At 70.9% G+C, this 23,109-nt stretch carries 18 protein-coding genes and 1 pseudogene; 11 read left to right on the forward strand and 8 right to left on the reverse strand.

The annotated features are described in order from the left end of the window. The 5 genes from VFL99_RS07075 to VFL99_RS07095 form a co-directional block, all read right to left on the reverse strand. Positions 1–122, reverse strand: a 122-nt coding sequence (locus tag VFL99_RS07075) for a nucleoside hydrolase (protein ID WP_325105650.1), incomplete at its 3' end; no start/stop codon positions are given. A gap of 82 nt (positions 123–204) precedes the next feature. Next, positions 205–963 carry an SDR family NAD(P)-dependent oxidoreductase gene (locus tag VFL99_RS07080; RefSeq protein WP_325105633.1) on the reverse strand — a complete coding sequence of 253 codons (759 nt, stop codon included), beginning with the start codon at positions 961–963 and terminating at the stop codon, positions 205–207. A 103-nt stretch (positions 964–1,066) separates the two neighbouring features. After that, positions 1,067–2,074 carry an acetamidase/formamidase family protein gene (locus tag VFL99_RS07085; RefSeq protein ID WP_325105634.1) on the reverse strand — a complete coding sequence of 336 codons (1,008 nt, stop codon included), beginning with the start codon at positions 2,072–2,074 and terminating at the stop codon, positions 1,067–1,069. A gap of 42 nt (positions 2,075–2,116) precedes the next feature. Further along, positions 2,117–4,555 (reverse strand): hypothetical protein, encoded by a 2,439-nt coding sequence (locus VFL99_RS07090; protein ID WP_325105635.1) that lies wholly within the window; start codon positions 4,553–4,555, stop codon positions 2,117–2,119. A gap of 2,038 nt (positions 4,556–6,593) precedes the next feature. Next, complete coding sequence (locus VFL99_RS07095) at positions 6,594–10,700, reverse strand: hypothetical protein (protein WP_325105636.1); 4,107 nt, start codon at positions 10,698–10,700, stop codon at positions 6,594–6,596. 189 nt (positions 10,701–10,889) lie between these two features. On the opposite strand from VFL99_RS07095, the gene VFL99_RS07100 reads away from it, so the two are divergent. The 6 genes from VFL99_RS07100 to VFL99_RS07125 all read left to right on the forward strand — a co-directional run bounded on the left by VFL99_RS07100 (position 10,890) and on the right by VFL99_RS07125 (position 15,804). Continuing rightward, positions 10,890–11,450 (forward strand): RNA polymerase sigma factor, encoded by a 561-nt coding sequence (locus VFL99_RS07100; protein WP_325105637.1) that lies wholly within the window; start codon positions 10,890–10,892, stop codon positions 11,448–11,450. Beyond that, positions 11,447–12,301, forward strand: a complete 855-nt coding sequence (locus VFL99_RS07105) for a zf-HC2 domain-containing protein (protein WP_325105638.1) — start codon at positions 11,447–11,449, stop codon at positions 12,299–12,301. The genes VFL99_RS07100 and VFL99_RS07105 overlap by 4 nt, the downstream gene beginning before the upstream one ends. Further along, on the forward strand, positions 12,298–13,209 hold the full coding sequence (locus tag VFL99_RS07110; protein WP_325105639.1) for an ATP-binding cassette domain-containing protein: 912 nt from the start codon (positions 12,298–12,300) through the stop codon (positions 13,207–13,209). The genes VFL99_RS07105 and VFL99_RS07110 overlap by 4 nt, the downstream gene beginning before the upstream one ends. Then, complete coding sequence (locus VFL99_RS07115; protein WP_325105640.1) at positions 13,206–14,096, forward strand: hypothetical protein; 891 nt, start codon at positions 13,206–13,208, stop codon at positions 14,094–14,096. The genes VFL99_RS07110 and VFL99_RS07115 overlap by 4 nt, the downstream gene beginning before the upstream one ends. After that, a complete protein-coding gene (locus tag VFL99_RS07120; RefSeq protein ID WP_325105641.1) occupies positions 14,093–14,692 on the forward strand; it encodes a hypothetical protein in 600 nt (199 codons plus the stop codon). The genes VFL99_RS07115 and VFL99_RS07120 overlap by 4 nt, the downstream gene beginning before the upstream one ends. 311 nt (positions 14,693–15,003) lie before the next feature. Continuing rightward, positions 15,004–15,804: a class I SAM-dependent methyltransferase gene (locus tag VFL99_RS07125; protein ID WP_325105642.1), complete on the forward strand. Its 801-nt coding sequence runs from the start codon at positions 15,004–15,006 to the stop codon at positions 15,802–15,804. 105 nt (positions 15,805–15,909) lie between these two features. Here VFL99_RS07125 and VFL99_RS07130 read toward each other — a convergent pair whose 3' ends face one another. The 3 genes from VFL99_RS07130 to VFL99_RS07140 form a co-directional block, all read right to left on the reverse strand. Further along, complete coding sequence (locus VFL99_RS07130) at positions 15,910–16,125, reverse strand: dodecin (RefSeq protein ID WP_325105643.1); 216 nt, start codon at positions 16,123–16,125, stop codon at positions 15,910–15,912. A 127-nt stretch (positions 16,126–16,252) separates the two neighbouring features. After that, complete coding sequence (locus tag VFL99_RS07135) at positions 16,253–17,719, reverse strand: APC family permease (protein ID WP_325105644.1); 1,467 nt, start codon at positions 17,717–17,719, stop codon at positions 16,253–16,255. A gap of 93 nt (positions 17,720–17,812) precedes the next feature. Further along, a complete protein-coding gene (locus VFL99_RS07140) occupies positions 17,813–18,541 on the reverse strand; it encodes a GntR family transcriptional regulator (protein ID WP_325105645.1) in 729 nt (242 codons plus the stop codon). A gap of 173 nt (positions 18,542–18,714) precedes the next feature. On the opposite strand from VFL99_RS07140, the gene VFL99_RS07145 reads away from it, so the two are divergent. The 5 genes and pseudogenes from VFL99_RS07145 to VFL99_RS07165 all read left to right on the forward strand — a co-directional run. Beyond that, a complete protein-coding gene (locus VFL99_RS07145) occupies positions 18,715–19,695 on the forward strand; it encodes an ABC transporter substrate-binding protein (RefSeq protein WP_325105646.1) in 981 nt (326 codons plus the stop codon). Continuing rightward, positions 19,692–20,624: an amino acid ABC transporter permease gene (locus tag VFL99_RS07150; protein WP_325105647.1), complete on the forward strand. Its 933-nt coding sequence runs from the start codon at positions 19,692–19,694 to the stop codon at positions 20,622–20,624. Before VFL99_RS07145 ends, VFL99_RS07150 begins: the two co-directional genes overlap by 4 nt. Beyond that, on the forward strand, positions 20,621–21,430 hold the full coding sequence (locus tag VFL99_RS07155) for an amino acid ABC transporter ATP-binding protein (protein ID WP_325105648.1): 810 nt from the start codon (positions 20,621–20,623) through the stop codon (positions 21,428–21,430). Before VFL99_RS07150 ends, VFL99_RS07155 begins: the two co-directional genes overlap by 4 nt. A 14-nt stretch (positions 21,431–21,444) precedes the next feature. After that, the gene (locus VFL99_RS07160; protein WP_325105649.1) at positions 21,445–22,785 is read left to right on the forward strand and encodes a M20/M25/M40 family metallo-hydrolase; all 1,341 of its coding nucleotides are present in this window, start codon (positions 21,445–21,447) and stop codon (positions 22,783–22,785) included. Between the two features lie 33 nt (positions 22,786–22,818). Beyond that, positions 22,819–23,109, forward strand: a pseudogene (locus VFL99_RS07165) (hypothetical protein); the annotation flags it as partial.

Consider the following 23,109-nt stretch of genomic DNA (forward strand, 5'->3'; position numbering starts at 1 on the left):
GTCTGGTTGCCGACGACCGTGGTGACCGCCAGCAGCTCGATGTCGGGGTTGCCGTGCGCGAGCATCAGGGCGATCGCGTCGTCGTGGCCGGGGTCGCAGTCGAGGATGATCTTGTGTGGCAAGGAAGGCTCCCATCGAGGCGGCGCACCATGCCGACCGCCGGCCGACACGGTAGCTCCGCGAGGTGGGTGCGGAGCGAACGGGTCAGAGCTGGATACCTCGGGTGAGGGCGCCGTCGACCACGAGGTTGGTGCCGCTGATGCGGGACGCGCGCGGGCTCGCGAGGAACACCACGGCGGCCGCGGACTCCTCTGGCCTGCCCATCCGGCCGGTCGGGTTCAGGTCCATGGCGGTGTCGAACAGGGCATGGTCGTTCTGCTCGACGTTGGCCCAGATCCCGCCCTCGAAATAGGTGTTGCCCGGCGAGACCGTGTTGGCGCGGACCCCTTGCTCGGCCAGCTGGAACGCGAGTCCGTGGAGGTAACCGACGATCGCGGTCTTGGCGGTGCCGTAGGGGCCGGACGCGAAGTCGGACTCCCGGCCGGAGACGCTCGAGATCGCCACGATCGAGGGAGCGTCGCTCCGCTTGAGGTACGGCATCGCGGCGTTGACCAACCGCACGGTGTGCATCAGGTCGACATTGAGGCTCCGCTCCCAGTTCTCCTCGGTGTCGGGGATGGCGAGGGCGCTGACGTTGGCCACGACCACATCCAGTCCGCCGAACTCCTCCGCGCACGCGTTGACCCACGCGGCCAGGGCCTCCTTGTCCCCGACGTCGACGCTCGCGCCGTGCACGGTGCCCCGGGAGGCCAGCTCGGCCTCGGTCCTGGCGACCTCTTCGGCGTTGCGGGCACAGAAGCCCACGCGGGCGCCCTCGTCGAGGAACGCCGCGACGGTCGCCCGACCGATGCCCCGCGTCCCGCCGGTGACGAGCACCCGCTTGCCGGTCAGCTCCAGATCCATCCCGTCCTCCTCGTGTGGTGCTGCTCTTGACTCATGAAACGCGTGGCTGATTCGACGGGTGAAACGTGTGGTCGACCGGTTGCCGCGCTGCCTTGGGCAGGCGTCAACCGACACCGAGCGCGGCCGCCCGCTGACGCAGGTCGGCGTGCAGACCGCCGTAGGCCGAGGCCTGCGGCAACAGCGACTTGGCCGCCTTCACCACCACGCTGTAGTTGGTGTCGACGACGTTCGCCACCGGCACCTGGGCCATCTGGGTGAGCAGCTGGTAGCCATCGAGCGGGTCCAGCGCGAACAGGTCACCGAACCACCCGATCATGTCGCGGCTGGCGATCCGCCACGCGTCCTCCATCGGGCGGCTCGAGCCCACCGACATCCAGGCGTCGTCGTCCTCGATCCGGGGCCACGGCGTCGGCACACCCTTGACCAGCTCGACCAGCACGGTCGTGGTCATCGCGCCTTCCACGGCCGTGCCGCAGGCCTCACCCTCACCCTGCCGGTAGTGCCCGTCGCCGAGGGAGAACAGCGCCCCCTCGACGTTGACGCCGAGGTAGACGGTCGCGCCCGCCCGGACCTGTGGGGCGTCCATGTTGCCGCCGAAGCGCTCCGGCACCAGGGAGCTGTGCGCCTCACCGGCGGCGGGGGCCACGCCGACGGTGCCCAGCATCGGTTCGACCGGCAGCTCGATCCGGTGGTCGCTGCGGCTGGCGACGAACGTCACCGTCTGCCGGGAACGGTCGAGTTCGTAGATCCACGTGGTCTCGGGAAGCGGGGGCTGGAGCGAGGCCACCCGGTCCGTGCTCGTCATACCGCCGAAGAACGGAATGAGCGAGGAGGCGCCCCAGTCGCGGGCCGGCTCCAGCGACACCAGGTGCAGCGCCAGGGTGTCACCCGGCTCGGCGCCCTCGACGTAGAAGGGGCCGGTCTGCGGGTTCACGTAGGGCATGTTCAGCCGCGCCGACGGCAGGTCGTCGACGCTGCGGAGGGCACCGCAGAACGCATCGTCGGACCAGAGCCGGAGGGCATCGCCGGGACGGACGCGTCGCACCGGGGCCACCCCGCCGAAGGTGAAGGCGTACTGCTCAGGGCTGGGGGTGAACTCGCTGACGTCCATGCGGGCAGAGCGTAGCGAGGACCGGGCGGGCCTGCCGCCCGGTCAGGGCAGCTCCACCTCGTCGCTGTAGACGAGCCGCCGCGCCATCCGTTGCCGCGGAACGGCCGTGACCACGGCGGGCGGCTCGTCGGAGGGCAGGACCTCGTACTCCGCCACCCGCAGGCGCAGCCGCTCGCCGCGGCGGACCTCCGGCAGGGCCAGGGCACCGGACCACCGCACCCCGGCGTAGTCGTGCCGCCACGGGAACCGTGGGTCCGGGCGGACCTCCAGGGGAACCGGGTCGCCGGCCACGGCCCAGTCCAGGTCCGACGAGGAGTTGGCGGGCAGCCGCTCCACCCACGCCTCCACGTGCCGGGTGGCGCTGACCTGCCGGGCGAACTCGATCGCCGGCGCCTTGGTCGCCGGCACCCCGACCGGGCCGGCGAGGGTGACCGTCGCGTGCCGCTGGTCGGCGGTGGTGATGAAGGTTGCCTCGCGGCGCGGCAGCACCTGGGCGAAGTCGGCCTTGACCGTCTTCGACAGTTGTTGGCCGGTGACCGAGTGCGGCTGGTACCGCCCGAGGTGCAGCTGGACGAAGGGCGTGTACGCGTCCCCGGCGTCGACCTGCACGTCGCAGAACCACAGCCGACGCTCGGGGTCGAACTCCGGTTGGTGACCCACAACGGTCACCCGGCTGCCCGGCACCTCGGCCAGCTCGAGGCCGCCCGCGACCGCAGTCCGCAGGGGGAATTGGTGGATGTACGGCCCCGCCGGCAGCTGCTCGCCCTCGAAGACCGGGTCGGTGCCCCACACCGTGGTGAAGCGCCGCGCCTCCGGCCCCGTCCCCGTGACCAACGGCAGGTATGCCGTGAGCGCGGCCGAGGTGGCCGCGCTCTCCTTGGCGGCCACGACAGCGGCGTCGGACAGGGAGGAGCGCTCGATCGCGGCCTGGGCGCGCAGGAGGAACTTCTCCAGCTCGGAAGTCGCTCGCAGGCGACGCGCGGTCGACGTGTCGCCTGGCCGTTGCAGGTCGACCCGGCCGGACCGGCCGGGGAGCGGCAGCTTCTCGGTGCGGATCTGCTCGGTGAGCCGCTCCACCGCCGGTATGCCGTTGGGCTCGCCCTCGATTCGGTGGTCCAGCACCTGCCGGGCCCAGCTCTCCGCCAGCTCGCGGGCGAGCCCCGACTCGATCATGCCGCGACCGAGGTCGACCGGCCAGGTGATCCACGGCTGTTCGGCGAGCACGATCCCGAGGAGTTCGTCCGGTCCGCTGGAATACCACGGCCGGTCGAGATAGAGGCGCAGCCCGCCACCGGTGCGGACCCGGCGCACGGCATATCCGGCTCCCTCGATCTCCAGGGGTGACTCCTGCCACTCCCACGTGGGGAGGATGTACTTCAGCAGGGGCGGATCCGGTCGCGCGCTCGAGGGGACGTTCACGGTGACCGGCGTGCCGACCGAGGTGACCAGCTCCTGCTGGTCGGTGATGCTCGGCGGGAAGTACTCCCGGAAGCGGGTGGTCGCGGTGGGGGTGTAGTGGACGTACCGGTGCCGGGTGTCGCCGAACTCGTGCCGGACCTCGTGGCGCGGGCCGTACGGTCCGGCCGGCGGACCGTTCGACCGCCACATCTGGGCGTCCACCTCGGCGGGCGTGACCGTGAAGTCGGCGACGTGGGCGTCCTTGCGCTCCCGGCTGGGCCCGGCCGCGAGCACGTCGTCGACCGGGTCCTCCCACGTCGCGTCGATGTCGATCCGCCCGGTGCTCGCGGCGTGGTTGCGCACCGTGCCCGGCAGGAGCGAGAAGGTGGCGCCGGTCTCGCGCAGGGTGCCGGCAGCCAGCTCGATGGCCGGCGCCTCGAGCGGCTTCTCGACGGCGTGCACCAGGGTGAGCACGCTGTAGGGGGAGATGAGCCAGTTCAGTCCCTTGGCCACGTGGTCGAGATCCGTGGCGGTGGCGGGATGTTCCGGATCCGTCTGCATGAGCCACCAGATGCGCAGGAGCTCGGCGTCCCGCTCGTCCAGGAAGGAGCTCAGGCGGACGTCAGCGACCGTGGCCTTCGGCAGGGGGACGGTGAGCGTCCTTGTCTGGTCATCGAACTCAGGAGCCCCGCTGCCCTCCACGATCCTGATCAGCACCGGCTGCCGGTCGTGCCAGACCTGGGCATTCCCGGGCCACCGGATCAGGCGAGTTCCGGGCGACCCGGTGGCGTCCGAGTCCCCGGGCAGGCCGGTGAGGGACAGGCCGCGCGCCAAGGGGTCGGGCAGGTACGGGAGCTCCAGCTCGGGGCCGGGGCACACGACATACTCGCCCTCCTCGAGGGGTTGGCCCTTCGCCGTGGCGTCGAGCGGTGTCGGCTCCTGGTGGCGGTTGATGACGCGCGCACCGGGGCTGTTGAAGAAGCTGCCCTTCTCCTTCGCGGCGATCGCGAACTGCTCGGCGCTCGCGGCCGGGTCGCCGCTGAACGCCGCGTCGAGCAGGCCGTGGGTCTCGGCGAGCTGCACGCTGCCGAGGGGAGCTGCCAGGTGACGCGCGTTGTCCTCTCGATAGACGATGCCGGTGCCCTCCGGCACCTGGTGCTCCGGTGCGCGGCCCGCTCCTGCTGGAGGTAGTCCGCGACCGGCACGTCGAGGGTGGAGCGGATCACCATCCGCATCAGCGACTCGCCCTCGGTGTACTCGGTCAGGGGGACGACGGCGGGGGAGGGGACCGGTTCCCAACGCTGGTAGGGCGATTCGAGATCGCGTTCGTGTCGACGGTCGAGCTGGTCCTCGGGAATCGACTGTCCCGACAGGTCCACGGCACGGACGCGGACCCGGTAACGGCGACCGAACCGCAGTCGCGGCAAGCTACCGGGCGCCGCGGTGCTGTGGGCGGCGAGGGGGAAGCCGGCGTCGGCGACGCGAGGTAGCTCCCGGGCGCTGTTCTTCTTGGCGGGGTCGACGGTCGGGTCCTCAGGAGCGGTCTCGTTCACGACCTTCCCGGGGCGGCGCGCGGCCAGCGACCAGCCGTCCCAGCCGGCCAGCGTCTCGTGCAGGTACTGGTCGGCCTCCGGCTCGGCCTCCTGGCTGGCGGTGCTGGCCGCCTTCAGGTAGCCCTCGTTCTGGGTCGGCAGGCCGACCGGCAGCGGCTGGGCGGGTTTGGCGGGGACAACCAGCTCGTAGCGCGAGCTGCGTCGGTGCAGCGAGAACCACTGCGGCTCCGGACCGTTCCCGTCGAAGACGTCGAGGCGCCACCCGCGGGTGACGTCCGTGGTGCCGAGGTGGGCGGGCCGCTCGCCGACGTGGTCGGTCTCGTGCTCCAGGGAACGCTCGAACTGCCGCACCAGGCTCGCCGCGCGGTTGCGACGCGCCACGATGAAGCCGGTCGAGCGCAGCGCGGGAAGGGTGGACGTGTCCTCCATCGTCGAGGGGGCGTCGTCGTTGCGCTGCATGCTCTCGGCCAAGGCGGTGGTGGTGCGCTGCGCGCCGTCCAGCCACGCGACGATCTTGAGCGCCGCGCCGTCCGGGTCGACCTGCTCGAGCAGGAACCGCTCGCGGTCGTCGAGGGCCAGGCTGCCGTCGAGGACGTCGCTGTGTTCGTCCCTCGCGGCCGCCGGGGCCCAGAACCGGTCGGTGCGGTGGGCCCACGTGATCGGCCGGCTCTGCTCCGGCTTCATCAGCGACAGGAGCGGGTCGTGTGCCGGGTCGCCCACGAGGCGGATGGTGGTGAGCTCGTGGATGGCGTCGTCGTCGGGGATCCACAGGTCGATGGCCAGGCCGAGGTGGCGGAGCAGGTCGGGGTAGTCGGCGCACCGGGCGACGAAGCTGTGGAACTCGGGTGGGACCGGATCCGGCGGCGGGGCCGTCGACGCCTTCGCATCCCACGGGTCCTCGGTCCGGTCATAGAACGCCGCGGCTGCGGCGAGGGACAGCCAGGGCCGGTCGTTCGGCGGCACCTGGTCCAGGTCGAGGAAGCGCGCGCCCGTGGTCTTGTGGACCGGGTCGGGCGTCTCGCGTTGCGGGTCGGAGGCCTCCCGCAGCTCAGCGAGGTGTCTCCTGCGGGCCTGCCGGGACCCGAGCCGGCGCACCGTGTCCTCGCCGAACCGCGGGGCGAGGTCGTGGATGAGTCCGTTGAGCGGCCAGCTGTTGAGCGGAGGGTGCTCGGTCGCGCGGGCGCGGGCGACCGTCTGGTAGAGGTGGGTGATGGCCTTGGTGACCTCCTCCACCGGGAACGAGTGCACCCGAGCCCGGTCGAAGCGTTGGAAGGCGGCGTTGCCGACGCTAGTGCCACCGAACAGCTGCTCCCACAACTCGGGGTCGGGGTCTACCCGGTCCTCGAGCGGCCGGCCGTCGACCGTGCCGATGCCGTCGACCTCGAAGGCCCACCGTGCCTCGTGGAGCGTCCTGGGCCAGCTGCTGAAGGCCTCGAAGTCGTGCAGCGGCACGAGGCCGCCGTCCGGCTTCCCCGTCGACAGCCGTGGCGTGACGAACACCGTCACCTTCAGCTGGCGCCGGTCCGCCAGCCGCCCCGCGGGGATGACCGTGAAGATGGCCTGCTCGTTCATGCCGGCTCTCCGATCGGCTCGGGCGCGAACGCCGCGCAGTACTCCGCCCACGGGTCACGCGGTGCACCCAAGGCATCCGTGTAGCTGCCCATCGTGTCGAGGAACGTGGGATCGCCCCGCGAGCCGGCGAAGCGCTTCTCGCAGCTCACGGTCACCGAGAACGACGCGAAGCAGATGGACACCTCGACGCTGATCGAGGCCTTGCCGACCGCCTTGGTGGCCGTTCCCTTGGGGGTTTCGATCTGCAGGTAGCTGAGCTCCAGGTAGAGCTCGATGCACACCGAGACGAGGCCGAGCACGTCGACGCGTCCGCGGGCGCGGAAGAAGCCGGTGAGCTGGACCACCTGGGTGTCGGGACCAGTGCCGTCGCTGCCGCCGCTTCCCTGCTGCAGTTCCAGCCGGAAGTAGATCCCGGCCATCACCTCGACGCTGCCGGAGGCGACGACGAAGCTCATGCTGACGGCAGCGCCGAACTCGAAGGCGGCCTCGATGACGCGGACCCCCCGCGGCGACAGCGTCATCGCGAAGAACCCGCCACCGGCGAACATGGCGACCTGCAGCCGGAACGGGTTCTCCCGGGTGGCGAAGTGCAGTCGCAGCTCGAGGGACTCACCGATGAACGGCACGGCCAGCTCGGCGCCCACGTGGATGTTCGTCAGGGCGAAGACGCCCACGGCCAGGTCGGGGACGGCGAGGTCGAAGCCGGCCTTGATCCCGCTGGGCTGCAGGTCGAGGTAGGGCGGGTCGCTGAATCCGTCGAACGGGATGACCTGCTTGAGTGCTTCGACGAACTGGAGCGGGCCGCGGAACTCGATGCCGTTGCCCTGACGCAGCTTCACGTTGACGTCCGGCTTGTCGCCGGGACGCACGGAGAACTCCATGACCTCGACGTTGATGGCCAGGAAGCCGGGTTCGCCGACGAGCTGGATCATGAACGGGGGGAGGGAGCACGACACCAGCGCGGACGCCGTGCCGACCGAGGCGGAGGTCGGCGGCTCTTGCGCGTCGTCCGTGCGCTTGCTGGGGCGGAGCGGGGCCTGAACCTCCGACACCAGGCGGAGCGTCTTGTCGCCGCCCGGCACGAAGACGGCTTCGCCGGGGTTGGCCGGCCAGCTGACCAGCTTCGTCTCCCACTCGAGCCGGGCGCTGACGCGTTCCGGCAACAGGTCGCCGCTGTAGAACTTGTGGATGAGGTCAACCACGTCCTCGACCTGCTTGTCGGCAGCGCCGATCTCGTCGATGCGCACCAGGAGCGCACGAGCCTGCTCGACCACCGGTCGCGGCAGCCCGGTCGCTGTCGCGGCGCTGACGAACCGATCGTCCTTGAGCAACGGGCGCACCGCTGCGACCAGTGTGCCCAGTCGAGTGGGAAGTTCGCCAGTGGCGGTGGCGTCCTGCGCGAGGGCGAGCAGCGCGGCGGCGAACTTCTCCGCGGCCGTGTGCAGCTCGTTGAGCGCTTGGCCGACGTCGGACGCTGTCTGGGCGAGCTGGGCGGCGTACCGGTCAGCCAGCTGCTGCACCTCGGTGACCGCCTGCTGGAGGGCTACCACGGTGTTGACCGCCTGGGTGACGAAGCGGGGCAGCGGGCTGCCTATGTCAGGAAGCAGCTTCGACAGGGGCAGCACCCCGAAGAGGTTCGCTCCGTCGAGGGCCCCGAACATGGCGCCGGCAGGGTTGTGCTGAAGGTCTCCGGCGAGCTGGTCCAGCTTGCCGCCCACCGGTCCGAGCGTGCGGGCCAGGGCCGAGACGTCGAGGTCCGGGCTCAGGAACCCACCCGAGCGGTCGGCCTGCGGCGAGAACCGCATGGCTTCGCTCGTGACCAGCTCGAGGAAGAGCTCCGCCTGGTTGCCCGGGCTGCCCTGGCCCTTCGGCCCGAACCCGTGGTCTCGGTACGCCTTCGCATAGGTCAGTGTCACGGGGCTGCTCTGTCCGGTGAAGGCGCTCATGGCGGGGACCACCGCGTCGGCGCGGTACAGCCTCGGGAGGACGAAGTTCTGGTCTTGCTGGCTGCTCGTGGTGTCCTCGACCGCGTGGAAGACGAGCTTGGCCGTGGGCAAGGTCGTGTCGTCCGGGCGGGCAGACGGGGCGTAGGCCACGCGCTGGCCGCGAAGGTCGAACGGCTTTGCCGCGTCGTTGGCAGCCGTCACCGCCGCGGCAGGAGTCGGGGGAGGCCCAGGGGGTTGCGCCTTCGGTTCAGCCCTGAAGACGGTGGTCTCCGCGAAGACCAACGGCCCTTCGAATTCCACCACGCGGTTCGCGACATCAGTGGCCAGCATCCGGAAGTGGAAGGGGGCGACTGTGCTCTTCTTGGCCGGCTGGTCCTGCGCCGCGACGCAGGGAATGAAGAGCATGCCGCTCTGTGCGCCGGGGAGCTGGTCCGGCAGCGCGAGCGGGGGAGTGGCATGGGTCAGGATCCGCACCCAACGGAACGGGAAGCCGTTGTCGTGTTCGCCGACCTTCGTGTTCAGGAAGGTGCGTTCCGGCTCCCGGACCACGACGAACATGCGCGTGTACAGGGCGGCGACTCCGTCCTGCTTGACGCGGCGCTCAGTGACCGTGACGACGCTCGCGCGGTGCCCGAACGGCAGCAGGACACCCTTGCGGACCACCTTGACGTACTGGTCTCGGCCCATGGTGGCCCGGTGCGTCCACTGTTCCAGCGAGAAGTCACCCCCGTTGTCCGGATGTGCCCGCCAATCACTGCTGAGCCACCCGCCTCCCGCGCTCAGCATGAGGTGATCGACCTGGATCGGTTGTGGTGACAGGCCGGACATTCCGAAGTTGCTGGTTTGGTGTACGAGCTCGGACCGGTCCCGCGCGGTCAGAGAGGTGCGGTAGGGCTGCGGGTCAGCGACGTCCTCCTTGTCGGGCAGCGGCAGAGTCGTGCCGTCGGCCGGGAAGTCCCGGGTCCAGACCGCACGAACGGTGCGGGAGACGGCGTTGGACTCGTCCACGGGGGCGGGAGCAGCCGGGTCCACGGTCCCGTGAGCAGTCCGGGCGGGGGCGACCTCGGACGACTGCTCATGGTGCGCTGCCAGCCGGCTGTGCCACAGCTCCACTCGCCCCTGGTGCTCCACGGCGTCCAGGGCATGGGCGAACGCCGCATCTGCGCGCGGACTCAGCTGCAGTCGGGTGGGGAGTTCGATCGCGGTCTCCGTCGGCCCCGGCTGCCTCACCTCCGGTGCCTTCCGCAGCAGTTCCAGCGTCTCGCGCTGAGTCGGTCTCCGCCCCCCGCCGATGATCGTCGATGGCGTCTGGTCCGGCGCTACCAGCGAGATGGCCGACCGGGCCCCGAAACGATCCGCCAGCTCCCTTGCCGTGCGCGTCAACTCGGCGTGCTGGACGACGCGTACGAAGGCGAGCTCGGTGGCGGCCACCTTGGGCGTCGTTCGGGTGCCGACCGGGCTGAAACGCCGACCGGAGGCCATGGTCTGGGCCCCGGGGCGCGCGACCGGTCGGGTGCCAACGGCAGCTTGCTTGCTGGCGATGGCCTGCGGGCGAGCGCCCGACACCAGGTCGCGCACGTGCTGGATCAGATCCGTCTCGATGGCGAGGGGTGCATACGACGCGTGCGGCGCGACGCTGAGCGGGAGCACCCGCATCGCGGCGAGCAGGCCAGCCTCGGTGAACGGAATCCGTTCCTCTTCGACCGTGAAGACGACGCGGCTCGACGCGGCGAGCCGAGCGCGGACGGGCCCGTTCGGTACCTCCGCCAGTGGGTCCGGTGGTTCCTGTGCCAGGCCCGTCGTGAATGCGCCGCGGTCCCCACCCGGGTCGAAGAACGACTGCTCGAGCAGGTGCTGCGGCCCGAACCCCGCGATGAGGAAGGCGTCCTTGCGCGGCTTGTCGTGCACCAAGAGGCGTGCGCCGTCATCCTCGACCAGCTTCAGGTTGACGAAGGCGAACTCCACCCGGACCAGGTCTCGCGACCGCCAGAGCACGACCCGGGGGAGGGACTCCTTGTGCTCGGACTGCCCCGCGAGCTCCTCGGTCAGCCAGGGTGGCAGCCGCACCTCGATCTGGGGTCCGGCCCAGATCGGCCGCTCCACGGTGCCGAAGACCTTGTCGAATGCTGTGGCGAAACGCTGGTCGACCGGTGCCATCACCGATCCCCCTTCCGACCCCGGGGTGGGAACCATCGAAGCCCCGAGTGTGACCAGCACCGTGTGCGGCGCGCCTCCGTGCCAGCACGGACATCCGCTGGCGCCGGTGCGGCGCAACCTCGGGATCCCCGGTTCGGCCCGGCTCGGCAATCCGGCGCGGCCGCGACAGGCGACAGGCAGGATATGGAGATGGTCGGCCCCGACGACCCGGAGCTGGTGCGCCGGGTCGCCGCAGGTGAGGACGAGGCGTTGCGGCTCCTCTACGAGCGCCACGCCGGCTGGCTCCTGCTCCGCCTCCAACGTCGCTGCAACAGCGTCGAGCTGGTCGAGTCCGCCCTGCAGGACACCTTCGTCGCCGTGTGGCGCTCGGCGAAGTCCTTCCGGGGAGACGGCGACGTCGGCGCCTGGCTCTGGGGCATCGCCGTGCGCCGGCTGGTCTCGGCCCTCCGCGGCCGACCGGCGCCCGGGCCGCTCGCCGACGAGGAGCTCGCCCGTGTCTCGCCGACGGTGGCCAGCGCCGAGGACGAGCTGCTCCTCGGCATCGCCCACGGTGACCTCGGCTGGGCGCTCGGCACGCTCGGCGCCGAGCTGCGCGCGACCGTCCAGGCCACCCTCATCGACGGCCTCACCACCAAGGAGGCGGCCCAGTTGCTCGGGATCCCGCACGGGACCGTCAAGACCCGGCTGCGGACGGCGAAGTCCCAGCTGCGCGAACGTCTCATGCCCCTGCGCGAAGGGAGGACGTCATGAGCTACGCCGCCCAGCAACCCGGCACCGGGTCGGAAAACACCTGGCACGTCGACGCCGAGCTGCTCGCCCGCTACGTCGCCGGTGCTCTTGACCTCGGCATCCAGTCCGCGATCGAGGCGCACGTCACCAGCTGCCGGCGCTGCCGGGCCATCGCCACCGCGGAGGCCCCACGGCCCGCGCTCGAGCGGGTCTGGCAACAGGTGGAAGTCGCCGTCAGCGAGCCGCAGCCGTCCCCGGGGCTGCGCTGGGCCACCCGGCTCGGTCTGCGCGAGAGCGACGCCCTCGTCCTGCGCGCCTCGACGGGACTGCACCGGCCCTGGCTGGTGGCGGTCTTCAGTGCCCTGGTCTTCGCCGTCGCGGCGGCGGCGCTGCCGACCGCCCGTCAGGACCTCGCCTTCCTCCTGGTCGCCCCGCTCCTGCCGGCGCTGCTCGTGGCGGTCGCCTACGACGCCACCGACCCGATGCGCGAGCTGGCGACCCCAACCCCGTTCAGCAAGCTGCGCATCGCCTTGCTCCGCAGTGCTGCTGCCGTGCTCACCGCTCTGCCGATCGTCCTGGCGGTCGGCCTGGCCCTGCCCGGCGTGGGCAGCCGCGCCGTCTGCTGGCTCCTGCCCTCGCTCACCCTGACCGTGGTGGCACTCGACGTGCTCACCTGGTGCAGTGCCCCGGTCACCGCCGGCCTCGTCGTCGGCGGATGGCTGTGCTTCGTCGCCTCGCTGCGCGCAGGCGGCCACCTCGCCGAAGCCTCGACCGCCCTCGCCCAGGCCGGGTTCGCCGTCGCGACCCTGCTGGGACTGGCCGTGCTCGGCATACGTCTGCTGTCCCTCCGCACCCCTGGAGACCACGCATGAACGCGCCCACCGCCGTCCTCGACGGCGTCTCGATGACCTACGGCAGGGTCGAGGCCCTGGCCCCGACCGACCTGTCCTTCGACACCGGCGTGGTGGGGCTGCTCGGCCCCAACGGCGCCGGGAAGTCGACCATGCTGCGGCTGCTCGCCACGGCGATGCTGCCCAGCAGCGGACGCATCACGATCGCCGGGCACGTCGCGACCGGCACCATGGCCGAGCGCACCGCCGCGCGCCGGCGGCTCAGCTACCTGCCGCAGGAAGTCGGGTTCCCGCGCCGGATGACGGCGTTCGGCTTCCTGGACTACGTCGCCGTGCTGAAGGAGTGGGACGACAAGGCCGCCCGCCACCGAGAGGTATGCCGAGTGCTCGCCCTGATGAACCTCGAGGACCGCCGCTCCAAGCGCGTGTCGGCGCTCTCCGGCGGGCAGCGCCGCCGGCTCGCCATCGCCCAGGCGCTCATGGGGCAACCGGACCTCGTGATCCTCGACGAGCCGACTACCGGGCTCGACCCGGAACAACGCGCCTCCCTGCGCGGCATCCTGTCCACGTATGCCGGGCACGGCACCGTCCTGCTCGCCACCCACCAGACCGAGGACGTATCGGCGCTGTGCGACCGGGTGATCATCCTCGACGACGGGCGAGTTCGCTTCGATGGCACCGTCGCTGCCCTCATCGACACCGCCCGTGGTCAGGTGTGGGTCGGGCCGGAGGGCAACGTCGACGCGCTGTCCTCCTGGCGCACCGGTAGCGGTGAGATCCGATCGGTCGGGGGGAGACCGACACCGGGGAGTCGACCCGCCGAGCCGGCCGTCGAGGACGCCTACCTGCTCGTGCGGCGGGCCCGGCGCGAGTCGGCCGGCGCACTGGACGGCGTGGGAACCTCGGGGACGCTGGAGGCACTGTCATGAGCGCCGTGGTTGCCGCACCCATCGCCCTGCGGCGGTCCCGCTCCGTGCTGGGACAGTTGGCACGCAAGGAGATCCGGCGCTACGCCACCCACCCGCTGTTCCTGCTCGGTGTCGTGCTCGCGGCCGTGACCTCGATCGAGCAGCCCGATGAGGTGATGTCCTCGCTCGGCAACGTCATCGCTCCGGCGACCGCGTTCGGCGTTTTCGGCCTGCTCGTCATGTCGTCGCTGGTCCGCGGCTCCGACCAGGCCGCCGCGTCGGCGGGGGTCACCGCAGCCGGGGAGCGGACCCGGACCCTGGCGCTGGCCGCGTCGGTGGTGGTCCCGTTGACCGCGTCCCTGGGGTGGCTTGCCTGGGCCGTGTGGGCCTTCCACCGGTGGCCCACGGCGCCACGCGGCATCATCTTCGGACCGGTCGGCGACGCGTGGGCCTACGGCGTCCTGGTCGCCCTCGGGGTGCTGCCGGCCGTCGGCGGGCCACTGCTCGGGCTGGTCCTCGCACGCTGGGCCAACGCCCGGGGCGCCGCGCCGATTGCCGCCTGCGTGCTGGTGCTCGTCACGGTCTGCCTGCAGGGACTGTTCGAGCCGATTCGTTACGGGCGGGTCTTCGCGCCGTGGACCTACTTCGGTGGTCCCTACGGGACCACGGCGGATCCCGACCGGGTCCTCCTCCTCAGCGGCTCCCCGCAGTGGTACTGCGGCTACCTCGGGGCGCTGTGCGCCCTCGGTGTCGTCGTCGCGCTCCTGCACGACCGAGAGGCGCCCCGGCAGCGGCTGTTCGTCGGGCTCGCCGTCGTCGCGGCGGTCGCCCTCACCCTGGGCACCCTGGCGATGACCCAAGGAGTCCCCGAGACGATCATCAACCCGCTCTCCGCCAGCCGGTCATGATCCGTCACGCCGTCCGCGCGCTGCCCTGGGGCGTCCTCGCCGTCGGAGCCGTGGTGCTCACCGGACTCTTGGTCCTCGTGCAGCGCTGGCCCTGGACGCTGTGGCCGCTGGAGGGCGGCGCGGTCGGCTTGGTCTCCGCGTCGGCGGTCTGGTGCTTCGACGAGCCGCTCGCGGCGGTCGTCGACACCCTGCCTCGCGGACTGGCCTGGCGGACGGCCGCACGGTCCCTCGGCGTCGTGGTGTTGCTTGTCGTCTGGGTCGGGGTGGTGGCGTGGACCCGTTCGGGGCTCTTCGGGCACGCGCCGGACGTGGCGTGGCAGGGGGTGGCGGCCACGGTCGGCGCGGGGGCCCTGGCGACGTGGCGGCGTTCGGGCGGTGTGGGAAGCCCGGCCCGGCCGATCGCCGCCGCCTTGGTGGCCGTCTGCCTCTTCGTCGCCCTGGCCCGGCCGTTCGAGGAGCAGCTGACGGTGTTCCCCTACGGGCCTGGTGCTGATTGGGCCGGCGGCCGGTTGCTGTGGACCGTCGTGGCACTCGCGGGGGTGGCCCTGCTGGCCAGCCGCGGGACGGCATACCTGCACCGGTCCGGGGGTGGCTGAGCGGCGCGGCTCGGGTCGGCCGGTTTTGGGGCTGCAGAAGTCGCCACGGGGGCGAGGTTGGCTGGGGTTGGCCGGGTGTGGGGCTGCAGAAGTCGGCACGGGGGCGAGGTCGGTCGGGGTTGGCCGGGTGTGGGGCTGCAGAAGTCGGCGCGGGGGTGAGGTCGGTCGGGGTTGGCCGGGTGTGGGGCTGCAGAAGTCGGCACGCTGCCGACCCTGACCGCCCGGCCGGGAGCGGCATCCACGACCTTGGCGAAGGGCGCACAGACTCGTCCGGGCCGGACTAGCGTGGAGGGCCTCACCGGGAGGTTGCCATGAGCATCCAGGACCTCGTCACCCAGCACTATGGCGGCAACGACGTCAGCGAGCGGATCCTCGCGGCACTGAGAGCGCACGGCGTCGACGTCGAACACCTCGCGGTGCCCGACCTCGCACCGGTGGACAACCTCCACGCCGGCTTCGCGCCGGCCACGGAATACGTCCTGAGCTGTCTGGGGGTCGGCGCGAGCAGCCGTCTGCTCGACGTCGGTTGCGGGATCGGAGGGCCGGCCCGGCTCGCGGCGTGGAGTCGCTCGTGCCGGGTCACCGGGGTGGACCTCACACCCGCGTTCATCGGGGCGGCCACGGAACTGACCGAGCGGGTGGGCCTCGCCGACCAGGTGTCCTTCCGGGTGAGCGCGGGCGACGCGCTGCCCTTCCCCGACGGCACCTTCGACCGGGCGATGATGATCCACGTCGGGATGAACATCGAGGACAAGCGCGCCGTCTTCGCCGAGACCCACCGGGTGCTCGCGCCCCGGGGACGGTTCGCCGTCTACGAGCAGATGCGGACCGGTCCCGGCGAGCTGCCGTTCCCGCAGCCCTGGGCAGACGACAAGCGATCGTCCTTCGTGGCGTCGCTGCAGGACTACCTCACCGACCTGGAGGCGGCCGGGTTCACGATCGAGGAGAGCGAGGACCGGACGGCCGCTGTCGCCGGCCCGCCGGGAGGCCCGGCCGACGCGCTGACGCCCGGCGTCGTGTTCGGCGAGGACTTCGTGCGGCGGATCGGCAACAACATCGCGGCGACCCAGGCCGGCATACTCGGGGCGATGCTGGTCGTCGCGCGGGCTTGATCCTGGTGCGGCCCTGAACTCGTGCGCGGCCTTGCCCGAGCGCGGCCTTGCCCGAGCGGATCACCCGGGCCCGGCCCGACGGCTGAGGCGAGAGGCGAGCCGTGGTCAGCTGCTCTCGTCGATGCGGAACCCCACCTTCATGCCGACCTGGTAGTGCTCGACCTGTCCGTTCTCGAGGTGTCCACGGATCTGGGTCACCTCGAACCAGTCGAGGTTGCGCAGGGTCGTCGAGGCCCGCTGCAGGCCAGTCCGGATGGCATCGTCGACCCCGTCGTGGGACGTGCCGACGATCTCGGTGACGCGGTAGGTGTGGGTGGACATGGCAATTCCTCCGGTCTGCTCTCGACGCTGATCCGGCCATTCCACCGTCCTTGCGGGGCCGTGTCCACACAGCTGGGCGAGGGAGCAGATCAGGGCCGCAAGGTGCGAGCTCAGGCGGCGTTCGAGCTCAGGCGGCGTGGGGGAGCGGAGGCTCCGGAACGACGTCGTCGGCCAGACGGAGTCCGAGGCGGGCCGTCTGCCGGCTGCGCGCCATTCCCCAGAGGAAGGCCATGCCGTAGGCGATGAGGATCGCGATGCCGTACCAGTTGTAGGGCGGTGCCTGGCTGGGCAGGACCGACTCGTAGAGCGGGTAGCCGAAGGCGATCACGCCGAGGATCGGCACGATCAGGTGCCGGAACCACGAGAAGTCATCGCGGTGGTGGGTCCAGAAGTACGGGATCGTGGCGATGTTGGTGACGATGAAGATCACCATGAACAGGTCCGTGGCCAACGTCGCGGTGTAGTCGAAGGCGTTGCCCGCACCGACCAGGAAGCCGACCACGAGCGTGGCGATCATGGCGAGCACGATCGGGATGCTGATGGCCGCCCACGGCGTGCGCCACTTCGGCAGCACCCGGGTCATGAAGTCCGGGAAGAGCCCGTCCCGGGCGCTGTTGTAGAGCACCCGAGAACCGGCGTTGCCCGTCCCGAAGAGCACGCCCATGGCGCTGGTGAAGCCGGCGAAGTAGAGCAGGTACTGCAGCGGGGACGCCGCGGCGATGGTGGCACTGACGAACGGGAACGTCGCGCCGGCCATCCTGGCCGCGTCGTGGTGCAGCCCGACCCCCATGGCCCAGGCCATGAACAGGTAGATGAAGAACGCCACGCCGGTGGCGGCCCAGATCGCTCGAGGCAGGGCTCGACGTGGGTTGCGGGCCTCCTCGGCCAGCGGTGAGGAGCCGCTTGCGCCGAGGAACAGGAAGATCGCCAGCACGAAGCCGAGCCCGAAGCCGCCGGTGCCGCCCTTGATGTTGCCCGGCACGAACCCGGCGCCGTTGATGTAGGCGTGCGAGGTGACGAGCATCGCGATGGCGCAGATGAACAGCAGGGTCGCCTCGATGGCGAACAGCGAGACCGCGGTGAGCACCGAGATGCGCACCCCGCGGATGAGCAGGGTGAGCACGACCGCCTCGAGCACGATCGCGGCCACCCACCACGGCAGGTTGAAGCCGAAGGCCCGCTGGCAGACGGTGTTGACCCACACGCCGATCTGGAAGAAGACCGCTGTGTAGAAGACGAACATCGCCAGCAGGTAGCCGCCGGCGATCGTGGCGCCGGTGAGCCGCCCGAAGGCCCGGGCGCAGTAGGTGGCGTAGAAGCCGGCGCTCGGGCAGACCCGGGAGAACTGCGCCGTGGTGTTCACGTGGCAGGCGAACCCGACGCACGCGAACGCGATCACCAAGGGGCTGCCGACGCCGGACGCGGCGACGATGGCGGCGAAGACGAAGATCGAGGCGATCGCCGGGGCGACCTCGGCGATGTTGTTGGCGATGAGCTCGGGGATGCTCAGCGCCTCGGTGGCGAGTCTGACGGGTGGGTTCTCGCTCCGGCCTGTCGCTCCGCCTCCGAACCGCTGCTCCTGGTCAGTGGCCATCTCGATCGCCTCCGAAGAAACGCTAGAGCCGGCGATGGTGAGGCGCAGGTCGAGCGCGCGAGTGCCGGTGGGCGCGCGACGAAGACGGGGGCGTCAGCCGGACAGGGTCTCGCCGTAGCCGGCGGTCATGTGCTCCGTGGAGAGCTGGACCAGGCGCTGGGGGTCGTCCTCGAGCGAGGCCTGCAGGATCTGCCGGTGCTCGTCGATCATCAGGCCGACGTTCTCCTCGTCGTGGATGTAGGAGCGGGTGATCCGCCGGCTGACCGGGTGGTCCCACAGCTGGTCGAGCATCAGCAGCAGGAACCGGTTGCCGCACGGTTCGATCATCGCCTGGTGAAACCGCCGGTTGAGGTCGAACTGGGAGGCGGCATCGGCCGCGTCGGCCTCGGCCATCTCCTCGATGAGCGTCTCGATGCGGGCCCGCTGCAGCCGCGTCAGCTTGCCGCAGGCGAGCTGCAGCGCGAGGGTCTCGAGGCGTTCCCGCACCTGGAAGACCTCGGTGATGTCCTGGTCGGTGAGGTCGCTGACCAGGTAGCCGCTGCCGTGGACGGCCTGCACCAGTCCCTCGTGGGCGAGCCGGTTCAGCGCATCCCGGACCGGGGTGCGGGAGACGCCGAGCTCCTCGGCCACCTGTTCCTGGACGAGCTTCTCGCCCGGCTCGTATCGCCCCTCGACCACCGCGTCGCGGAGCGACTCGTAGACGACGTCGGCCATCGGGCGTCCCACCGTCTCGCCCCGGTCGAGGCGGCGCAACGGCGTGGAGGCGCCGCCGGCGGCGGGGGAGTCGGTGTGGGCAGGCGCCGGAGGAGACGTCGCTGACATGGCTCGAAGGTAACCCTTGTCGAGGCTGCATTCAATGTATACAGTGCATCCATTCCGGTCACCGCAACCGGCAGCAGTGGTGCGTCGGTGGCCGGACCTGCGTCGCCATCCGCCGCCCCACCCAACGGCGTACTCCCCCCGCATCCCGCGCACTGACCTGAAAGGCAGAAACGATGCGACGACAGCACCTTGCCGCCCTCGCCCTCCCCGGCCTCCTTGCCCTCGGCCTGACCGCCTGCACCAATGCCAGCGCCGCCGACACGGCCAACGGCTCCGCATCGGCAGCGGGTGGCAGCGCCCCCAGCAGCGCCGCCGCCAGCCAGGGCACCTCCGGTGGACAGGGCGACCTGACCCAGCCGGTCGCCACCACCGAGGGGGCGGCGGCCAAGCTCGTGCCGGCGGACCTCAAGGGCAGCGGCACGCTCCGGGTGGCCATGGACGCCTCCTACGCGCCCTTCGAGTACTTCGCCAAGGACAACAAGACGATCATCGGCTTCGACGCCGACCTGTCGAAGGCGATCGGCGCCAAGATGGGCCTCAAGGTCGTCGACGTGAACGCCGGCTTCGACACGATCCTCGCCGGCATCGGTAGCGGCAAGTTCGACCTCGGGATGTCGGCGTTCTCCGTGACGCCGGAGCGCACCAAGTCGGTGGACTTCGTCACCTACCTCGACGGCGGCACCGGCATTGCGGTGCCCGCGGGCAACCCCAAGCACCTGACGATGAACCCGAAGCACCTGTGCGGCCTCGCGATCGCCGGCCAGAAGGGATCCATCCAGGGCCTGAACTACCTGCCGCAGTTCTCCAAGGACTGCCAGAAGGCCGGCAAGCAGCCGATCAAGGTCGAGCTCTATCCCTCGCAGAACGAGGCCAACCTGGCCGTCTCCAGCGGCCGTGCCGACGCCGTGATGGCCGACAGCATCTCGATGGCCTACCAGTCCAAGCTCTCCGGTGGAGCCATGGAGCTCGCGCCCGGTGCCGACTACGAGCCGACCCCGACCGGCGTGGCGATGCCCAACGGCTCCAAGCTCGCCCCGGCCATCTCGAAAGCCATGCACGAGCTCGTCGCCGACGGCACGATGAAGAAGATCATGAACAAGTGGGGGATTCCGAGCCAGGCGCTGTCCGCCAACGTCGGAAAGATCACCCGATGACGGCCGGAGTCCAGACCTCCACCAGTGCACCGTCGCACACCGACGACCTCACGGTCGTCCCCCGTCGGCACCCCGGCCGCTGGGTGGCCGCCGCCATCGTGGTCCTCATCGGGCTCGCGCTGCTGCGTTCGGTCTTCAGCAACCAGCGGTTCCAGTGGGACGTGGTCAACCTCTACCTGCGCGACTTCTCCATCGGACAGGGGTTGTGGCTGACCCTGTGGCTCACCGTCGTGTCGATGGCGGTCGGCATCATCCTCGGGATCCTCCTTGCGGTGATGCGGCTGTCGGCGAACCCGGTCGTCCGCTCCGGCGCCTTCGGCTACGTCTGGTTCTTCCGGGGCACGCCGTTGCTGGTCCAGCTCCTGTTCTGGTACAACCTCGCCGCGCTCTACCCGGTGATCACGCTGGGAATCCCGGGTGTGCACCTCAACGCGAACCAGCTGATCACGCCGCTCGCGGCGGCGATCCTCGGGCTGGGACTGAACGAGGCGGCATACATGTCGGAAATCGTGCGCGCGGGCATCATCTCGGTGGACCACGGGCAGCAGGAGGCCGCCGGCGCGCTGGGACTGACCCGCGGGCAGACCATGCGGCGCGTCATCCTGCCGCAGGCGATGCGCGTCATCATCCCGCCCACCGGCAACGAGACCATCGGCATGCTGAAGATGACCTCACTGGTGTCGGTCCTCGCGGTGCCCGACCTGCTCTACGCCTCGCAGATCATCTACAACCGCATCTTCGCCCCCATCCCGCTGCTGGTCGTGGCGAGTATCTGGTACATCGTCGTCACGACGGTGCTGAGCATCGGCCAGTTCTACGTCGAGCGCTACTACTCCCGCGGCAACCGGGTGCTGCCGCCGACGCCGTGGCAGCGGCTGCGGGCCGCCTTCGCCACCCATGCCCCGATCGCGAAGGGAGCGGCTCGATGACCACGGCGACAACGGAATCCGCATCGGTGACCCGTCCGGCCAGCGAACAGCCGATGGTCCGGGCCGACCAGGTCCGCAAGTCCTTCGGGCGGCTGGAGGTGCTCAAGGGCGTCGACCTGACCATCGCCCGCGGCGAGGTCGTGTGCATGGTGGGGCCGTCCGGCTCCGGCAAGAGCACCTTCCTGCGCTGCATCAACCACCTCGAGCGGGTCGACTCCGGCCGGCTCTGGGTGGACGGGAAGGTCGTCGGCTACGAGCAGCGCGGGAACAAGCTGCACGAGCTCGGCGACAAGGAGATCTGCAGGCGCCGCACGCAGATCGGCATGGTGTTCCAGCACTTCAACCTGTTCCCGCACATGACGGTGATCGAGAACCTCATCGAGGCACCGCGGCTCGCGCTCAAGCAGTCCAAGGCCGAGGCGACCGAGCGGGCGCTCGGGTTGCTCGACCAGGTGGGCCTGCGCGACAAGAGCCATGCCTACCCGCGGCACCTGTCCGGCGGCCAGCAGCAGCGCGTCGCGATCGCGCGGGCACTGTGCATGCAGCCCAAGCTCATGCTCTTCGACGAGCCGACCTCGGCCCTCGACCCCGAGCTGGTCGGCGACGTGCTCGCCGTGATGAGGGACCTCGCCTCGAGCGGTATGACGATGGCCGTGGTCACCCACGAGATGGGCTTCGCCCGCGACGTGGCTGACCGGGTGGTCTTCTTCGACGCCGGCCAGGTGGTCGAGGAGGGCCCGGCCGAGCAGGTGATCAACAACCCGCGGCACGAGCGCACGCAGGCGTTCCTGCGCGCCGTGCGCTGACTGGAGGAGGACGCGTGACCCAGACCGAGCAGGAGCAGACGGCGGCCCCGAGCCGCGAGGGCTGGTGGGAGGACTCGGTCGGCATCCTGTCCGACCTGATCCGCATGGACACCCAGATCGGCGGACCCGGCGAGCGGGGTGCCGCCGAGTGGGTGGCGGAGTTCCTGTCCGACGTCGGCGTCTCCTCCGAGATCGTCGAGTCCGAGCGGGGTCGCGCCACCCTGGTCGCGCGGGTCCCGGGGCAGGACGCCTCCCTCGACCCGCTCCTGGTGCAGATGCACCTCGATGTCGTGCCGGCCCAGCCGCACGAGTGGACCGTCCACCCGTTGTCGGGTGAGGTTCGTGACGGCTGCATCTGGGGTCGTGGTGCGGTCGACATGAAGGACATGGTCGCCAGCGTCCTGACCGTGGTCCGCGAGCGCCTTCGCGCCGGGCGGCTGCCGAGGCGGCCACTGGTGCTCGCCTTCTTCGCCGACGAGGAGAACGCCGGGGTCCTCGGTGCCGAGTGGGCCGTCGCACACCGGCCGGACCTGTTCGAGGGCTGCCGGGTCGCCATCGGCGAGGGCGGCGGCTACAGCGTGCCGCTCGGCGGCGGCAACCGGGTCTATCCCGTCCACGTCGCCGAGAAGGGCTGGACTGCCCTGCAGGTCACTGCCCACGCCGCCCCCGCGCACGCCTCACGCCTGTATGACGAGAACCCGGTTCGCGTGCTCGGCGCGGCCATCGGCCGGCTCACCCACGACCGGTTCCCGGTACACCTCACGCCCGAGGTGGAGCAGCTGCTGCGGACTGCCTGCGACGTGAACGGTGTCCGGTTCGACCCGGACGACCCGGAAGCGGCCCTGCCGCTGCTGGGCGCCAGTGAGGGCCCCAACACCGCCTCCGGGCTGCGACACACGGCGCACGCCACGCGCCTCTCCGCGGGCTACCAGAGCAACGTCATCCCGAGCTCGGCCTCCGCGGAGCTGGACTGCCGCTACCTGCCCGGGCGCTGGGAGGAGTTCCTCGGTGAGCTCCGCGCGGCGCTGGGCGACGGTGTCGAGATCACCGAGCTGGCGCGGACACTCGGCCTCACGCCGGTCGAGGGTGGCGAGCAGGACGCCGTCTTCGCGGCGGCGCTCAACGCGCTGCGTGAGGAGGACCCGGCCGCGCGGGTGTCGCCGTTCATGCTCTCCGGTGGCACCGACGCGACCCACCTGCAGCAGCTGGGCATCGAGTGCTTCGGGTTCGCCCCGCTGCTGCTGCCGGAGGACCTCGACTTCCGCGCGCTGTTCCACGGGATCGACGAGCGGGTGCCGGTGGACAGCCTGCACTTCGAGACGCGGGTCCTCGACCGCTTCCTCGACCTCTACTGAACACCCTGAGCCCCACGCTGTGAGGAGACCACGATGACCGACACGACGCAGACCGCTCCCGCCGCACGCCCGATGACCGACGTGCCGTACGCGGACGTGGTGGACCTGGAGCGGTACCCGATCCATGACCTGGCCAGCGCCGAGGGCCAACGGCTCGTCGCCTCCGGCAAGGCGGAGCTGGAGGCCACGGGGGTGTGCAATCTGGCGGGGTTCATCCGGCCGGGTGCGGTGGCGCGGATGGTGGAGTTGGCGGGGGAGTTGTCGGAGAAGGCGTGGCCGATGGATCGCACGCACACGGTGTATTTCGAGAGGCCGGATGAGGGT

The sequence above is a fragment of the Segeticoccus sp. genome (genome assembly GCF_035708005.1).

Bases quoted from the DNA above. Each gene is read 5' to 3' on its own strand.
- VFL99_RS07080 (WP_325105633.1), bottom strand. From the start codon at position 963: ATGGATCTGGAGCTGACCGGCAAGCGGGTGCTCGTCACCGGCGGGACG.
- VFL99_RS07085 (WP_325105634.1), bottom strand. From the start codon at position 2,074: ATGGACGTCAGCGAGTTCACCCCCAGCCCTGAGCAGTACGCCTTCACC.
- VFL99_RS07095 (WP_325105636.1), bottom strand. From the start codon at position 10,700: ATGGCACCGGTCGACCAGCGTTTCGCCACAGCATTCGACAAGGTCTTC.
- VFL99_RS07100 (WP_325105637.1), top strand. From the start codon at position 10,890: ATGGTCGGCCCCGACGACCCGGAGCTGGTGCGCCGGGTCGCCGCAGGT.
- VFL99_RS07105 (WP_325105638.1), top strand. From the start codon at position 11,447: ATGAGCTACGCCGCCCAGCAACCCGGCACCGGGTCGGAAAACACCTGG.
- VFL99_RS07110 (WP_325105639.1), top strand. From the start codon at position 12,298: ATGAACGCGCCCACCGCCGTCCTCGACGGCGTCTCGATGACCTACGGC.
- VFL99_RS07115 (WP_325105640.1), top strand. From the start codon at position 13,206: ATGAGCGCCGTGGTTGCCGCACCCATCGCCCTGCGGCGGTCCCGCTCC.
- VFL99_RS07120 (WP_325105641.1), top strand. From the start codon at position 14,093: ATGATCCGTCACGCCGTCCGCGCGCTGCCCTGGGGCGTCCTCGCCGTC.
- VFL99_RS07125 (WP_325105642.1), top strand. From the start codon at position 15,004: ATGAGCATCCAGGACCTCGTCACCCAGCACTATGGCGGCAACGACGTC.
- VFL99_RS07130 (WP_325105643.1), bottom strand. From the start codon at position 16,125: ATGTCCACCCACACCTACCGCGTCACCGAGATCGTCGGCACGTCCCAC.
- VFL99_RS07135 (WP_325105644.1), bottom strand. From the start codon at position 17,719: ATGGCCACTGACCAGGAGCAGCGGTTCGGAGGCGGAGCGACAGGCCGG.
- VFL99_RS07140 (WP_325105645.1), bottom strand. From the start codon at position 18,541: ATGTCAGCGACGTCTCCTCCGGCGCCTGCCCACACCGACTCCCCCGCC.
- VFL99_RS07145 (WP_325105646.1), top strand. From the start codon at position 18,715: ATGCGACGACAGCACCTTGCCGCCCTCGCCCTCCCCGGCCTCCTTGCC.
- VFL99_RS07150 (WP_325105647.1), top strand. From the start codon at position 19,692: ATGACGGCCGGAGTCCAGACCTCCACCAGTGCACCGTCGCACACCGAC.
- VFL99_RS07155 (WP_325105648.1), top strand. From the start codon at position 20,621: ATGACCACGGCGACAACGGAATCCGCATCGGTGACCCGTCCGGCCAGC.